The following is a 14,257-nucleotide window of genomic DNA, read 5'->3' on the forward strand; positions in this document are numbered from 1 at the left end:
TGGTGGCGGGGCGTTGTGCATTTAAGTCCGTCAGTCACATTGGGTACTATGATTTACTTCATCCAAGGCGAAATCACTCGCCGTATAAAGATTGGATTTACTACGCGGTTCATTCACAGTCGGATGGGGGTTCTTCAGACCGGCTCACCCGATAAATTGCTATTCCTTGGCGCTCATCCGGGAGATAAGCTCACTGAGTACGCTCTCCACGAAAAATTTCGTGATGCCTATTCGCATGGGGAATGGTTTGACGCGTCAGAAGAACTCATTCAATACATAACGCAGCTTGCGTGCATGATATGGAGGTGGCTCATAGCGTTGATTCTCTCGTTGCGGATGGTGTAATCCCATATGAAGCCCTTCTCCAACTCGACTACAGGACAATCAACGAGCGTTTCATGTCGCACCTCGTGGACAAGCTGGGGTAACCGTGTAGTCCTCTTGGTATCCAACCAATCACTCTGCCGGCCTTGCGCATATGCCGTACAGGGCTCGATATCCTCCCGCAATGCGCCCGTCTACACGAAAGCTGGGCAGGCTGGTGAATTCAACCTTTGGAAAACTCCATGATCGAGGTCATTCTTGGTCCCGAATATGATTTTGAGCTTTTCTCGCGTCTGACGACTGAGATCGAGGCTTTAGGTGGGTCCATCGGGGGCCAGGAGTGGACTTTAGGCGGTAGTCAAGAATTAACTGTCTTCCATATCACGCTGCCCGAGGGGGAGCTCGAAGCAGTTGCTGAGACGTATGTTGGGCTGTCCTTGCGAGGGGAGTTATCGCTCGTTCAACAGCTTGGTCGGCGCATGTTGCCCAACTGGTCATTGGATCTTCTGGTAGCCCGCTGAGAAGTGTCGGTCAGCCTTGCAGCACCGCTGCCATAACCGCAGCCACGTAATTGACGCTGCCGGTGTTGAGGCCGGCAGCGCACGTGTGTGGTCGGAGCGCACCAGGTACGGCCAAATTTCCCTTACACGGGCAGCGAGTTCGCTTCCTCACCCAAACACCCGCCCCCACAGCGCCGAACACGGCATTGCCAGCACCAGGGCGGGGAGCATGTTCACCACCGGAAACAGCTTGATGCCGCAGATGCGTAGGCCGGTGGCGAGCATCACCAGGCCGCCGCAGGCGGAAAAATCGGCCAGCATGGCCGGGGTGGTCAGGGGCACCAGCAGGGTGGCGCTGGCGTAGAGGGCGCCCTGGATGAGCATCTGTGGCACGGCGATGAGGGCCACGGAGACCCCAAGTTCGGCGGCGAAGATGGTGGCGGTGAACAGGTCGAGCACCGACTTGGCGATGAGGATCTGGGCTTCGCCGGTCATGCCTTCGTGGGTGGCACCGAAGATGCCCATGCCGCTGGCGCAGAACAGCACCAGGATGGTCACGTACTTGGCGACGAAGCCTTCCACCTTGGGGTTGCCCTTGTCCCCAGGCAGCAGCCGTTCGGCCTGCTTCTGGGCCCAGCCGATGGCCAACTCCAGCCCCCGTTCGAGGCACAGCAGCTCGCCGATCAGCGCCCCGCCCAGTAGCGCCAGGGCCAGGGGCGGAATGGCATGGACCTTGGCCATCAGGGTGGTGCCGATGCCGGCGGCGAGGATGCCGCAGGTTAGCGGCAGGGCCTGGCTGACCCGCACCGGGATGCGCCGGCCCAGGATTGCGCCGGAAATGCCGCCCACGATCAGGACGGCGCTATTGACCAGGGGACCCAGCATTGCACGCTCGCTTTCTTCCGCGTCGCCTTGCCCGCCTCGGCACGGCAGCGCCGGGGCCGGAGAACCGGGGCCCACCCCCGGTCCGCGGCCAGCCTGGTAGCGTGGCAACGTGGCAACGTAATCCAACAAGGCAACTTTTACGATATGAAGACGAAAGTGTATTGAGCGAAGGTCAGCGTGGATAATATCGTTTGAATTTGCATGAATATCGAAACGATATGGAAAGCCACGGGGTGACGCCATGGACCTGAAGCGCCTGCACTACTTCTGCACCATTGCCGACCAGGGCCAGATCAGCCGGGCGGCCCGGGTGCTGCACATGGCCCAGCCGCCCCTGAGCCAGCGCCTGCGCGAACTGGAAGAGGAACTGGGCACGCCCCTCTTCCTGCGTCAGGGCCGCCAGCTGCAACTCACCGACGCCGGCCGGCTGCTCTACCGCCGCGCCCGGGACATCCTGCGCAGCGTGGACGCCACCAAGGAAGAGGTGATCCGTGCCGCCACCCAGGCCGGGCCGACCCTACGCATCGGCCTCACCCCCACCTCCCGGGCCCTGTGGCTGTCGCGCTTCGAGACCCTGCGGGCGCTCTTCCAGGACCGCCAGATCGGCCTGGTGGTGGGGGATTCGAGCTACCTGGAGCACCTGCTCGAAACCGGCCAGATCGACGCCGCCTTCATGCAGCCGCCCCTGCACCCGGAAAACTTCCGCATCCAGCGCCTGGCCAGCAGCCCGCCGGTGGCGGTGCTGCCGCGCCGCCTGCACGGCACGGTGCCGCGGCGCCTCACCCTGGCCGACCTGGCGCCCCATCCCCTGCTTCTGCTGCGCCGCTCCTTCGGCGTGAGCACCTACGAGCGCCTGCTGCGCAGCTTCCACGAACTGGGGCTGACTCCCAACGTGGCCCTTTACAGCTCCGACGTGTCCCTGCTGCTGGAGCTGATGCGCCGGGGCTTTGCCGGCATTGCCGTGGTGCCCGAGTCCGAGACGGGGGACATGGGCGAGGACTACTGGGTCCGCCCCCTGGAGGCGGACCTGCCGGACTACCACCTGTCCCTGGTGTGCCGCAGCGGCGAGCAGGATGCGGCCCTGGTGGAACGTCTGCTGACCTTCTGGGCCGATTGACCCGACCGGACCGAAGCGCCAGCGCAAGGGGCGAGGGCGCCCGAAGAGCGCCTGAGCGTGTCTGGACGCGTCCGGCCCGGAGCGCCGGAATCGCCCGCCACGCCACGCCACGCCACGCCGCACCGCACCGCCTGGGGCGGCCGCCTTACGCCGCCGGGCCCGGGGCGTCGGGAAACGTCAGGGTGAAGCGCAGCCGCGACCCGGCTTGCGCCACCTGGGCCTGCCCGCCGTGCAGGGCCATGATCGAGCGCACGATCGCCAGGCCCAGGCCATTGGAGCGGGCCGAATCGGAGCGAGCCGTGTCGGCGCGATAAAAGCGGTCGAACAGGCGGGCGAGCACGTCTTCGGGCAGGGGCGCGCCGTCGTTTTCCACCATCAGGTTCCAGGCGTTCCCGTCGTGGGCCGCCGCCAGCCGGATCGTGCTGCCGGGCGTGGCGTGCCGCACCGCATTGGCCACCAGGTTGCCCAGGGCGCGGCGCAGCAAGGCCGGGTCGGCCCACAGGGTGCCGTCCCCCTGGGCCAGGAGCGTCAGTCCCCGTTCTTCGGCCACGCCCTCGAAGTACTCGGCCTGCCGGGTCAGCTCGGCGGCGATCGACAGGGGCTGCCTGTCGAGGGCCTGTCCGGCGTGATCGGCCCGGGCGAGAAACAGCATGTTGTCGATCATGCGCGCCAGCCGTTCCAGCTCTTCGATGTTCGATTCGAGCAGCGCCTGGTATTCGGCCTCCGGGCGCGGGCGCGCGAGCATTACCTGGCTTTGGCCGAGCAGGTTGCCCACCGGGGTGCGGAATTCGTGGGCCAGGTCGGCGGCGAACTGGGATAGCCGGGCGAAGCCGTCTTCGAGGCGGGCGAGCATGGTGTTGAGCGCCGCGATCAAGCGCGCGATCTCGGGCGGCGCATCGCGATCCACGAGCCGGGTCGACAGCCGATTGACGGTGATGTCGCCGGCTTCGCGGCTCAAGCGGCGCAGCGGTGCCAGGGCGCGCCACACCACCCAGGTGGACAGGAGCGCGGCCAGCAGCGCGGCGGCGGTGGCGGCCAGGCCGATGCGCCAGCGATAGGCGGCCAGCAGCGCCTCCCGGTCCGGATAGGCGCGGGCGACGGTGATGACGACGGGGCGCCCGTCGGGCTGCCCCAGCCGGGCCACGCCGGCCACCGCGGCGGCGGGGCTGCCGTCCCGGGTGCGCCAGCGCACCAGCGCCGTTGGAGTCGGCTCCTCGTTTTCGGCCAGGGGGGCGGGGGCGGGCAGGGCCTCGCGGCGCGGGTTGATGGTCAGCAGGACCTCGCCGTCCGGGGCGCGCACCTCGATCAGGGCGTTGCTCTCGCCGCTCATCGTGTCGCGCAGGTACTGGGGGCGCGTCAGCAGCAGCTCGGGGGTGGCCGCGTCGGCGAGCTGCTGGCGCAACTGCCGGAGCTTGCCGAGCAGTTGCACGTCGTCGCGCCATTCGAGCTGGCCGGCGAAGGAGTGGTAGAGGTAAAAGCCCAGGGCGCTGCTGGCGACGGCGACCACCGCGGCGAACAAGACCGCCAGCCGGGCGCCCAGGGACAGGCGGGGCGTCACGGGCGCCATTCGCACACGTAGCCCATGCCGCGCACCGCGTGGATCAGCCGCCCCGGCACCGGGTCGCCGATCTTTTGCCGCAGGCGCCGGATCGCCACGTCCACCACGTTGGTGTCGCTGTCGAAGTTCATGTCCCACACCTGGGAGGCGATCTGGCTGCGGGAGAGCACCTCGCCCTGGCGGCGCAGCAGCAGGTGCAGCAGGGCGAATTCCCGCGGTGTCAGGTGGATGCGCTCGCCGCCCCGGGTGACGCGGCGCGCCGGCACGTCCATGCACAGATCGTCGATGGCCAGCTGGTCCGCCTCGCGCAGGGGGCCGCGCCGCAGCAGGGTGCGGATGCGCGCCACCAGCTCGGCGAAGGCGAAGGGCTTGACCAGGTAGTCGTCGGCCCCCAGTTCCAGCCCCTTGATCCGGTCGTCCAGGCCGTCCCGGGCGGTCAGGAAGATCACCGGCGTCCCCCGGCCCTCGCGCAGCCGGTGCAGCACCTGCCAGCCGTCCAGCCCGGGCAGCATCACGTCGAGCACGATCAGGTCGTGCCCCCCTTCCTCGGCAAGGTGCAGCCCCTCCCGGCCGTCCCGGGCCAGGTCGACGACAAAGCCCGATTCGGTCAGCCCCTTCTTCAAGTAGTCGCCGGTCTTCGGCTCGTCTTCCACCACCAGTATCCGCACGCTTGCGCCTCCTCATCGAGCCCGGATGGTAGCCATGGCGGGCGCGGCGGTGGATGACAATTTTGTCATCGGGCCGCCACCGTTCCGCCAGCCCCCGCCCGCTATCGTGGCCGGCATCACTGTGACGGAGACCATCCGATGACCGGCAAATTCCTCTTTCCCCTGGTGTTCGCCGCCACCGCTGTCCAGGCCGCGCCCCTGCCCGTCGCACCGCAACTGACCTTGTCGGCTGCGGAACAGCTGGCGGCCTCGGCCCGGGAGGCCTGCGCGGCCCGGGGCAAGGCGGTCACCATTGCCGTGCTCGATGCCGGCGGCCAGACCGTGCTGCTGGGCCGGGGCGACGGCGTCGGCCCCCACAACACCGAGGCGGCGCGCCGCAAGGCCTACAGCGCCCTGTCGACCAAGACCGCCACCCTGCACTTGGGGCGGGCCGCCCGGGCCAACCCCGACACGGCCAACCTCGCCCACCTGCCCGAACTGCTGCTGCTCGGCGGCGGCGTGCCGCTGTGGCAGGGCGATGCCCTGGTGGGGGCCATCGGCGTGGCGGGGGGCGGCGGCCCCGAGGGCGACGACACCTGCGCCCGGGCCGCCCTGGCCGGCCGCCCCGACCTGCAAACCCGTTGAATCCCTTTTTTCAAGGAGGATAGTTCCATGCTGCAACCGATCCGCACCCTGGCCCTGGCCGGCCTGCTTTGCCTCGCCAGCCACGCCGCCCTCGCCGCCGGCAACCCGTTGAGCGTCCACATCCTGGACCTGCAAAGCGGTCAGCCGACCCCGGGCGTGACCGTCGATCTCGAGCAAAAGACCGCCGCCGGCTGGCGCCCCCTCGGCTCGGCCGTGACCGACGCCCAGGGCCGCATCCGTGAGATGTTCCCGGCCAAGGAGCGTTTCGCCGCCGGCGAGTACCGGGTGGTGTTCCATACCGGCGAGCACTTCGCCAAGATCAAGCAGCCGACCTTCTTCCCCGAGATCCCGGTGCCCTTCACCGTCGAGGATGCGACGCAGCACTACCACATCCCCCTGCTGCTCAGCCCCTACGGCTACTCCACCTACCGGGGCAATTAAGCCCCGCACTGGCAAAAAACCCCGCCCGGCATATGCCTGGCGGGGTTTTTTGTTGGGCCAGGGGGCGTTGCCCCGGGCCGGGGAGCTGGGGGACGGTCAGCCCGCCAGGTGCAGGGCCAGGGCGGTCAGGGCTCCGCCGCCCGCCACCAGCCACAGGGCCAGCAGGCCGGCCAGCAGCAGGGGCCGGGGGCCGGCGCGGCGGATGGCGGAAAAGCGGGTGGTCAGGCCCAGGGCGCCCATGGCGGTGGCCAGCAGCAGGTCGTCGGCGACGATCAGGCCGCCCTTCACTGCCTGGGGCAGCAGGTCCAGGGAATTGAACCCGGCCAGGGCGACGAAGCCCAGGGCGAACCAGGGGAAGGCGCGCAGCACCGCCGCGCCCCGGCCGGCGACATTGCCGCCATTAGCACCATTACCACCGTTGCCGGCGCCGCCGCTGGCGAATAGCCCGGCCAGAATCACCAGAAAGGGCGCCAGCATCATCACCCGCAGCATTTTGGCGATCACCGCCGTGGCTGCCGCGTCCGGGCTGATGGCGCGGCCGGCGGCCACCACCTGGGCCACCTCGTGCACCGTGGCGCCGGTGTACAGGCCGAAGGCTTCCGGCGAGACGGCCCAGCCCCAGTGGGCCAGGGCGGCGTAGAGGGCCGGGTAGGTGAACATGGCCAGAGTGCCGAACACCACCACCGTGGCCACCGCCACCGCCACTTGGTCGGCCAGGGGGCTTTCATGGTGGCCCTCATCCCGGGCCGCGTGGGCGGACGCCACCACCGGCGCCGTGGCCAGCACCGCCGCCGCGCCGCAGATGGCGCTGCCGGCGCCGATCAGGGCCGCCTGGCGGCGGCTCAGGCCGAGCCAGCGGGTGCCCAGTTGCAGTGCCAGGACGAAGGTGATCGCCACCACCAGGGCGTCCACCACCAGCCCGGCGGTGCCCACCGCGGCGATGTCCTGAAAGGTCAGGCGCAGACCGTAGAGCACGATGCCGGCGCGCAGCAGGGTCTGCTTGGCCACCCCTACGCCGGGGGCGGCGAGCCGTTCCACCGGGGCGAACACGGTGTTGCCGATGAAGATGCCGGCGACGATGGCCAGGGTCAGGGCCGACAATCCCCAGCCCTGCACCGCCGGCTGGCGGGCGAGCAGCAGGGCGCCCAGGCCCAGGGCCAGGGTGAGGATGAGGCCGGGGGCGGCGGCCCGAAAGCCTTGGAAAATGCGTTGCGCGAACGACAGGGGCGGGGCGGCCAGGGCCGCGGATGCATTGGCAGGGGAGGACATGGGGAGCCTCGTGGGTTGTCCGGGCGGATCGACGGACCCGCCATGGACGCCACCTTACCGGCTTGCCATCAACCTGAAAAACGAATAAAAAACGTTGAAATAACCAGTTTTAAAGGTAATAGGTCGTGCTCCACCTCACCCTGCGCCAGCTCGAAGTCTTCGTCGCCATCGCCCGCCACGGCACCACCGGCCGGGGGGCGGAGGCCACCGCCCTGTCCCAGTCCGCCGCCTCCGCCGCCTTGGCCGAGCTGGAGCGCCAGTTGGGCACCCCCTTGTTCGACCGCATCGGCCGCCAGCTGCGCCTCAACGAATCGGGCCGCCTGCTGCTGCCCCGGGCCACCGCCCTGCTCGAACAGGCCGCCGACATCGGCCGGCTGTTCGCCGGCGAGGCCGCCTCCCTGCGCCTGGGGGCCAGCACCACCGTGGGCAACTACCTGCTGCCGCCCCTGATCGCCGCTTTCCGCCGCGACAACCCCCAGGCCCGGCTGCGTCTGGACGTGGCCAACACTGCCGACATCGTCGCCGCGGTGGCGGAATTCACCGTGGACGGCGGCTTCATCGAAGGGGTGTGCCGCCACCCGGACCTGGTGGTGACGCCTTGGCAGCGGGACGAGCTGGTGGTCTTCGCCGGCCGGGACCATCCCCTGGTCCATGCGGCGGCGGCCGGCGCCCTGACCCGGGAGGCCCTGGCCGGGGCCGACTGGGTGCTGCGCGAAACCGGCTCCGGCACCCGGGAGGTGCTGGAGCAACTGCTGGTGCCCCTGCTCGGCCACCTCAAGGTGACTCTGGCCCTGGGCAATTCCGAGGCGGTCAAGCGCACCGTGGCCGCTGGCCTGGGGGTGTCGTGCTTGTCGCGCCATGTGGTGGCGGACCTGCTGGAGCGGGGCGACGTGGTGGACCTGGGGGCGCGGCAAGGGGCGGCGGGCCTGCCCCCGGACCTGGCCGGACTGGCGGACCTGGCCCGGCCCCTGTACTTCATCCGCCACCGGCAAAAGCCCCTGCAAGGCGGTCTGGCCCGCTTCCTCGCTGCGTCCCTGGCGGGGTAGGGGGCAGAGGGGAGCAGCCGCTGGGGCGGGTTTCAGCTCCGGCCCGGGAATGCCTGGGCTGCTTTGGATGTCGTGCGCACACAAGTGCGGGGGATGCCGCTGGCACGGAGCACGGGGACTGAACTGTGTTGATGCGTGGATGCGCGGAAGAGCTGGCGTGCGCCGGGATTCGCCTGGCCGCCGGGCGGCCTGCAATCGATCAATGCATTAAAAAAATTAATGTTTCGATCTGGTCGAAAAGCAAAGGTCCGCGCCAGTTCTCGACCTTGCCGTTGTGCCCGCAAAAATACATGAAAAAAATTCAAGTATCGCCCTGGCGTTCGCCGTCTTCTGCGGCCGCCTCGGCGCAGCGCCCCCGGTGTCGAAAGCGCTGCGCCAGCCGGTTGGGCCGGCGATTCGGCGGGACGCGCCGCCTTAGGTGCCAGGGCTAGGGCTGCTGCTCGCAGCGCTCGCTGCCGTGGTTGCCGCCCTTGAATTCGGGCTCGTAGTAGAACTTGGTGAAGGTCCAGCGGCCGCTGCGGCCAGGGGCGAAGGTGGCAAGGCCGGTGCCGAAGTCCCGGGTGGCCGGGTCGGTATGGGCGAAGTGGATGGCCATGGCCGCCCCCTTGGCCACGGCGTGGCCGGGATAGGTGCCGAAGCCCGGCACCTCCAGGGTGAAGGCGTAGGCGCCGTACTTGCCGCTGCTGTGCTCGGGCACCAGTTCCAGGGTCACCGTGGCGCTGTAGGCGCCTTCCTTGGCGTCGTCGCCGGTGCAAGCGTAGCGGCCGCTGTAGTCGGGACCGGAGAAGGGGGGCTGGGCGGCCTGGGCGGCGGCGCCGAGGGTCGCCAGGGCGGCCAAGGCGAGGGAGAGGGCAAGGGGGCGGGAGGTCATCGGGCGGATTCCGGGAGGAAGGCTTGGCCCGAAGCGGGCCTGGCAAGGCCGCCATTGTCGCGGATTAAGGGGGATCGGGGCGGGCGGCGGCGAGGGGGAAAGGAGCGCAGGGGCTGGCGCCCGGTCCGATCCGCTTTGCGGAATCAGGCGTCCCGCACCGGGGCGGCGTGGGTGATGGGAAAGCCCCGGTCCTCGTCCCTGACCATGACCCGGTTGCGGCCGCGGTGCTTGGCTTCGTAGAGGGCCGCATCGGCCCGGGCCAGGCAGTCTTCCGGGCTGTCGAAGGGCGGCCGGAACAGGGTGACCCCCAGGCTGGCGGTGACGAACAGTTCGCCGGTGTCGGTGCGCGCCGGGGTTGTTTCCAGGGCGATGCGCAGGCGCTCGGCCATGGCGCCGCCGCCGTCCAGGTCGGTGTCGGACAGCAGCACGGCGAATTCCTCGCCGCCCAGGCGGCCGGCTAGGTCGTCGCGGCGCAGGGCGGCCTGCATCAGCCCGGCCAGGTGCTGGAGCACCCGGTCGCCGGCGGCATGGCCGTAGGTGTCGTTGACCCGCTTGAAGTGGTCCAGGTCGAGCATTACCAGCACGCTGGGGCCGTGCCGGCCGCGGCGCTGCTCGTGCAGCTCGTCGTTCATGCGCGCCATGAAGGTGCGGCGGTTGGCCAGGCCGGTGAGGGGGTCGGTGGCGGCCAGGGCGGCCAGGGCGGTTTCGCGCCGCTTGCGTTCGGTGATGTCGCGGATGAACCAGAACAGGCCGACGGGCGTGCCGGCACTGTGCAGGGGGATGCGTTCGACGGCCACGTCGCGGCCGTCGTCGAGGTGGCATTCCCAAGCGTCGGGGGCGGCGTCCTCGCCGGGGGGCGGGACCAGCAGGTCGGCGGGCAGCCGCGCGGCCAGTTCGGCATGGGTGCGTCCGACCAGGTCGCGGGGACTCCAGCCGGGGCCGCCGAGCTGGCAGAGGGCCTGGTTGGCGACGACGATGCGCTGCTCGGCCTGGTCTTCCACCAGCACGCCACCGGGGAACTGCTCTATGATTGCCGTCAGGCGCTGCTGGGCCAGTTCCTGGGCGTCCATGGCCCGGTGCTGGGCGTCGGTGTCGAGCATGGTCCAGATGACGCTGCCGTTGGGGTCGTCCTCGCCCAGCAGGGAGCCGTGGGCATTGAACCAGCGCACCCGGCCCCGGTTGTCGCGCAGGCGCCATTCCAGCCGGACCGATCCGGCCTGGCGCAGGGCTTGGTAATGCTCGCCGAAGGCGGCGAAGGAGGCCTCGTCGGTGTGGATGATGCGAAAGTCCTTGCCGATCAGGGCATGGCCATTGGGGGCGAACAGTTCGATGGCCCGGGCATTGGCGTGGGAGATGCGCCGGTCCGGCGTGGCCAGGAAGATGGCGGCGGCGCTCTGGTCGAGCAGGGCGCGGCGCACCTGGGCCTGGGTGACCCGCTCGCCGATGTCCGACAGGGTGCCCATCATGCGGGCCGGGCGGTGCTCGGTGGCCGGCAGCAGCTGGCCCCGGGATTCGACCCACAGCCATTCGCCGCTGGCGCGGCGCAGGCGGAATTCGGTGCGGTAGATCCGGTTCGATTCCAGGTGCTGGGCCTGGTCGATGCGGCAGCGGTCGACATCCAGCGGGTGCACGAGGTCGAGGAATGCGCCCAGCCCCATGGGGAAGCCCCGGTCTGGGTAACCCAGCAATTCGTAGCAACGGGCGTCCCAGTGCAGGGTGCCCCGCTCGGTGTCCCATTCCCACAGGCCGTCCCGCACCGCGTCCAGGGTCAGGCGCAGCCGCTCCTCGCTTTCGTGCAGGGCCTGCTGGATGGCCTGCTCCGTCGTGATGTCGTGCAGGTAGCCGTGCCACAGGACGCTGCCGTCCGGCAGCCGCTCCGGCCGGGCGTAGCCGTGCAGCCAGCGGCAGCCCCCGGTGCTCGTCCCCACCCGGTATTTGCATTCCCAGGGCGTGAGGTCGTGGGCCGATGCCATGATGGTTGCCTTGACCGATTCCAGGTCGTCCGGATGAATGAGGTCGAACACCTTAGCGGCGTTGGTGGCCAGTTCATCCGGCGTGAATCCGTAAATGTCGGCGATGCCCGGGCTGGCGTAAGGGAAGCTGGACGTCCCGTCGGCGGCCAGTTTGTACTGGTAGATGGCGCCGGGCACCTGGGTCACCAGCTTGGCCAGGCGCTCGTCCTTGGCCCGCAGCAATGCCTTGGCCCGGCTACGTTGCAGGCGCAGCCAGGAGATGACCAGGACGCCGCCGAGGACGATGGCGATGCCCAGCAGGTTGCGCTGCCGGCTGGCCTGGATGGCCTGCTGGACGCCGGCCAGGGCGGCGTCCTTGTCCAGGCCGACGTTGATCACCAATGGATAGGCCTGGGCGCGGCTCCAGGCGTAATAGCGGGCAATGCCGTCTACTCGGGCCACGGCCTCGTAGGTGCCGTGCATCAGGTGGTTGTTGCGCAGGTACTCGCGGCTGTCGGGCACCGCCTTGCCGAGTACCGCCTGCTCCCCCTGGGAGCGGGCCAGGTAGCGGCCGTCCTGGCGCAGCAGCATCACCACGTCCCGCTCGCTGTCGAAGATGCTCTGGAAGAAATCCGAGATGTAGTGAGGCGACAGGGAAATGACCAGGATGCCGTCGAATTCGCCGTTGCGGCGCAGCGCCCGGGACAGTTGGATCGACCACTGGCCCGACACCCGGCCCAGTACCGGCGCGCTGATGAACAAGCGGTCCGCGGCGCCGGTCCGGCTGTTGTCCTGATGCACGCGGAAGTGCTCCCGGTCGCCGACGTTGGCGGGGAGCGGGGACCAGGGATCGGGGGCCGGATTGGCATAGATGACCTTGCCGCTCCGGTCGGCGATGGCGATCTGCAGGATCGAACCCTGGGGATAGGACTGCACCACGGTCCGCACCGTGGCGTTGAAGCCCTCGGGGCTTTTGTGGCTCAACTCCTCGGCCAGGCTGCGCGTGGCGAAGTCCAGCCCGCCCACGAGGGTTTCCACCTGGGACAGCAGCGCCTTGGAAATCTGCTGGGCGCGCAATTGGCTCTGCTGCTCGGCGCCGCGCAGTTGTTCGTTATGGGAGCTGACCAGCACGGCCCAGTACACCGCGCAGGCTAGCATGGCGACCAATACGGCGATGGCGGTGCTGGCCAGGGCGGAACGATCTTCCGGATCAGCGTGGAGCGTCTTGAGGTCGTCGGGGTTGGGCATGGCGGAGTGGCGTTGCATCCGGGCCCGGTTGCCAGGATGTACGGAGTATTATTTTTGTAATAAGCCAGGCGGTATGCGCTATTTCACGAGCATCAAAGCATCATGAAATCGCCATGCTCCAGGTGTGGTTATTGTGTTTCGTTATTAAGTAGTTAGCGGGGGGCAATCACGCGGCATTTTGCCATGGATCATGGCGCCGGCACGCCCTAAGCGGCATGAGCCCGCCCAGGGCGGGGTTAAGATGCCCCCTCCCGCTTTTCATCCTTCCTTTCCGGAGCCTGCCATGATCGTGCGCGACGCCTTCTACATCGACGGCCGCTGGGTGCCCCCGTCCGGGAGCGGCACCCAGGAGGTGGTCAATCCGGCCACCGAGCAGCCCCTGGGCCGGGTGCCCCTGGGCGATGCCGCCGATGCCGACGCGGCGGTGCGCGCCGCCCGGGCCGCCTTCCCGGCCTGGAGCCGCACTGCCCCGGCCGAGCGGGGCGCCCTGCTGGCCAAGGTGGCCGCCGGGCTGAAGGCCCGCCAGCAGGAAATCGGCGAACTGATCGCCCGGGAAGTGGGCATGCCCCTCAAGCTGGCGGTGCGCATCCAGGCCGGCAACCCGATCGCCTCCTTCGAGGCCTGCGCCGCCATTGCCGCCGAGGGCTTCGCCGACGAGGTGGTCGGCCATTCCCGGGTCGCCTACCTGCCGGTGGGAGTGGTGGCCGCCATCACCCCGTGGAACTACCCCCTGCACCAGATCGCCGCCAAGGTGGCCGCCGCCCTGGCGGCGGGCTGCACCGTGGTGCTGAAACCCTCGGAAGTGGCGCCCCTCAACGCCTTCGTCCTGGCCGAGGTGATGGATGAGGCCGGCGTGCCTCCGGGCGTGTTCAACCTGGTCACCGGCCTGGGGCCGGTGGTGGGCGAGGCCCTGGCCGCCCACCCGGCGGTGGACGCGGTGTCGTTCACCGGCTCGACCCGGGCCGGCAAGCGGGTGGCGGCCCTGGCCGCCGAGACGGTCAAGCGCGTCTCCCTGGAGCTCGGGGGCAAGTCGGCCTCGGTGATCCTGCCCGAGGCGGCCGCCGACGATGCCCTGCTCGCCCAGGCGGTGAAGGGCTCGGTAGGGGCCTGCCTGCTCAATTCCGGCCAGACCTGCTCGGCCCTGACCCGATTGCTGGTGCCGGCGGCCCGGCATGACGAGGCGGCCGCACTGGCGGTGGCGGCGGCCCAGGCCTACGCGCCGGGGGACCCCTTCGCCGAGACGACCCGCCTCGGCCCCCTGGTCACCCGGGCCCAGCGCGAGCGGGTGCGGGACTTCATCCGCCAGGGCGTGGCCGAAGGGGCGACGTTGCTCACCGGCGGCCCCGAGGCGCCGGAAGGCTTGGAAAGCGGCTGGTACGTGCGTCCCACCGTGTTCGGCGACGTGCGCCCCACCATGACCATCGCCCGGGAAGAGATCTTCGGCCCGGTGCTGGCCATCATGCCCTACCGGGACGAAGCGGAGGCCCTGCAACTGGCCAACGACACCGCCTACGGCCTGGGCGGCGCGGTGTGGTGCCCGGACGGGGACAAGGCCCTGGCCTTCGCCCGGCAGATGCGCACCGGCCAGGTGGACATCAACGGCGCCTTCTTCAACTTCCAGGCGCCCTTCGGTGGGTTCAAGCAGTCCGGCTACGGCCGCGAGCTGGGCCGCCACGGGGTGATGGAGTTCCTGGAGCCCCAGTCGGTGCAGCTCAAGGGATGAGCGCTGAACGGGGTTGAATCGGGCTGCTCCA

At 69.4% G+C, this 14,257-nt stretch carries 13 protein-coding genes; 7 read left to right on the forward strand and 6 right to left on the reverse strand.

Annotated features, from left to right (window positions below; translation table 11 throughout):
- Nucleotides 1-48 precede the first annotated feature (48 nt).
- The gene (locus V7Z98_RS17890; protein WP_442951839.1) at nucleotides 49-345 is read left to right on the forward strand and encodes a GIY-YIG nuclease family protein; all 297 of its coding nucleotides are present in this window, start codon (nucleotides 49-51) and stop codon (nucleotides 343-345) included.
- A 221-nt stretch (nucleotides 346-566) separates the two neighbouring features.
- A complete protein-coding gene (locus V7Z98_RS11850) occupies nucleotides 567-845 on the forward strand; it encodes a hypothetical protein (protein WP_334158178.1) in 279 nt (92 codons plus the stop codon).
- Nucleotides 846-992: 147 nt separating this feature from the next.
- Here V7Z98_RS11850 and V7Z98_RS11855 read toward each other — a convergent pair whose 3' ends face one another.
- Nucleotides 993-1,709, reverse strand: a complete 717-nt coding sequence (locus V7Z98_RS11855; RefSeq protein WP_334158179.1) for a DUF554 domain-containing protein — start codon at nucleotides 1,707-1,709, stop codon at nucleotides 993-995.
- A gap of 241 nt (nucleotides 1,710-1,950) precedes the next feature.
- Here V7Z98_RS11855 and V7Z98_RS11860 point away from each other — a divergent pair, with 241 nt between their 5' ends.
- Nucleotides 1,951-2,826 (forward strand): LysR family transcriptional regulator, encoded by an 876-nt coding sequence (locus tag V7Z98_RS11860; RefSeq protein WP_334158180.1) that lies wholly within the window; start codon nucleotides 1,951-1,953, stop codon nucleotides 2,824-2,826.
- Nucleotides 2,827-2,971: 145 nt separating this feature from the next.
- Here V7Z98_RS11860 and V7Z98_RS11865 read toward each other — a convergent pair whose 3' ends face one another.
- Nucleotides 2,972-4,384 carry a heavy metal sensor histidine kinase gene (locus tag V7Z98_RS11865; RefSeq protein ID WP_334158182.1) on the reverse strand — a complete coding sequence of 471 codons (1,413 nt, stop codon included), beginning with the start codon at nucleotides 4,382-4,384 and terminating at the stop codon, nucleotides 2,972-2,974.
- Nucleotides 4,381-5,052: a heavy metal response regulator transcription factor gene (locus tag V7Z98_RS11870; protein ID WP_334158183.1), complete on the reverse strand. Its 672-nt coding sequence runs from the start codon at nucleotides 5,050-5,052 to the stop codon at nucleotides 4,381-4,383. The genes V7Z98_RS11865 and V7Z98_RS11870 overlap by 4 nt, the downstream gene beginning before the upstream one ends.
- 138 nt (nucleotides 5,053-5,190) lie before the next feature.
- Between V7Z98_RS11870 and V7Z98_RS11875 the strand changes: the two genes are divergently transcribed.
- Both V7Z98_RS11875 and uraH read left to right on the forward strand, forming a co-directional pair.
- On the forward strand, nucleotides 5,191-5,676 hold the full coding sequence (locus V7Z98_RS11875; RefSeq protein WP_293264482.1) for a GlcG/HbpS family heme-binding protein: 486 nt from the start codon (nucleotides 5,191-5,193) through the stop codon (nucleotides 5,674-5,676).
- A gap of 27 nt (nucleotides 5,677-5,703) precedes the next feature.
- Nucleotides 5,704-6,117, forward strand: coding sequence for a hydroxyisourate hydrolase (gene uraH, locus V7Z98_RS11880; protein WP_293264480.1), 414 nt, complete (start codon nucleotides 5,704-5,706; stop codon nucleotides 6,115-6,117).
- A gap of 96 nt (nucleotides 6,118-6,213) precedes the next feature.
- On the opposite strand, the gene V7Z98_RS11885 is transcribed toward uraH, so the two are convergent.
- A complete protein-coding gene (locus V7Z98_RS11885; RefSeq protein WP_334158185.1) occupies nucleotides 6,214-7,386 on the reverse strand; it encodes a YeiH family protein in 1,173 nt (390 codons plus the stop codon).
- Between the two features lie 125 nt (nucleotides 7,387-7,511).
- On the opposite strand from V7Z98_RS11885, the gene V7Z98_RS11890 reads away from it, so the two are divergent.
- On the forward strand, nucleotides 7,512-8,432 hold the full coding sequence (locus V7Z98_RS11890) for a LysR family transcriptional regulator (RefSeq protein WP_334158188.1): 921 nt from the start codon (nucleotides 7,512-7,514) through the stop codon (nucleotides 8,430-8,432).
- Between the two features lie 427 nt (nucleotides 8,433-8,859).
- Here the strand turns inward: V7Z98_RS11890 and V7Z98_RS11895 are convergent, their stop codons facing one another.
- Both V7Z98_RS11895 and V7Z98_RS11900 read right to left on the reverse strand, forming a co-directional pair.
- The gene (locus tag V7Z98_RS11895; RefSeq protein ID WP_334158190.1) at nucleotides 8,860-9,303 is read right to left on the reverse strand and encodes a hypothetical protein; all 444 of its coding nucleotides are present in this window, start codon (nucleotides 9,301-9,303) and stop codon (nucleotides 8,860-8,862) included.
- Between the two features lie 143 nt (nucleotides 9,304-9,446).
- A complete protein-coding gene (locus V7Z98_RS11900; protein ID WP_334158192.1) occupies nucleotides 9,447-12,521 on the reverse strand; it encodes a diguanylate cyclase in 3,075 nt (1,024 codons plus the stop codon).
- Between the two features lie 265 nt (nucleotides 12,522-12,786).
- Between V7Z98_RS11900 and V7Z98_RS11905 the strand changes: the two genes are divergently transcribed.
- On the forward strand, nucleotides 12,787-14,226 hold the full coding sequence (locus V7Z98_RS11905; RefSeq protein ID WP_334158194.1) for an aldehyde dehydrogenase family protein: 1,440 nt from the start codon (nucleotides 12,787-12,789) through the stop codon (nucleotides 14,224-14,226).
- The last annotated feature ends 31 nt before the right edge of the window (nucleotides 14,227-14,257 follow it).

Source organism: Oryzomicrobium sp., assembly GCF_036820405.1.
Lineage (GTDB): Bacteria > Pseudomonadota > Gammaproteobacteria > Burkholderiales > Rhodocyclaceae > Oryzomicrobium.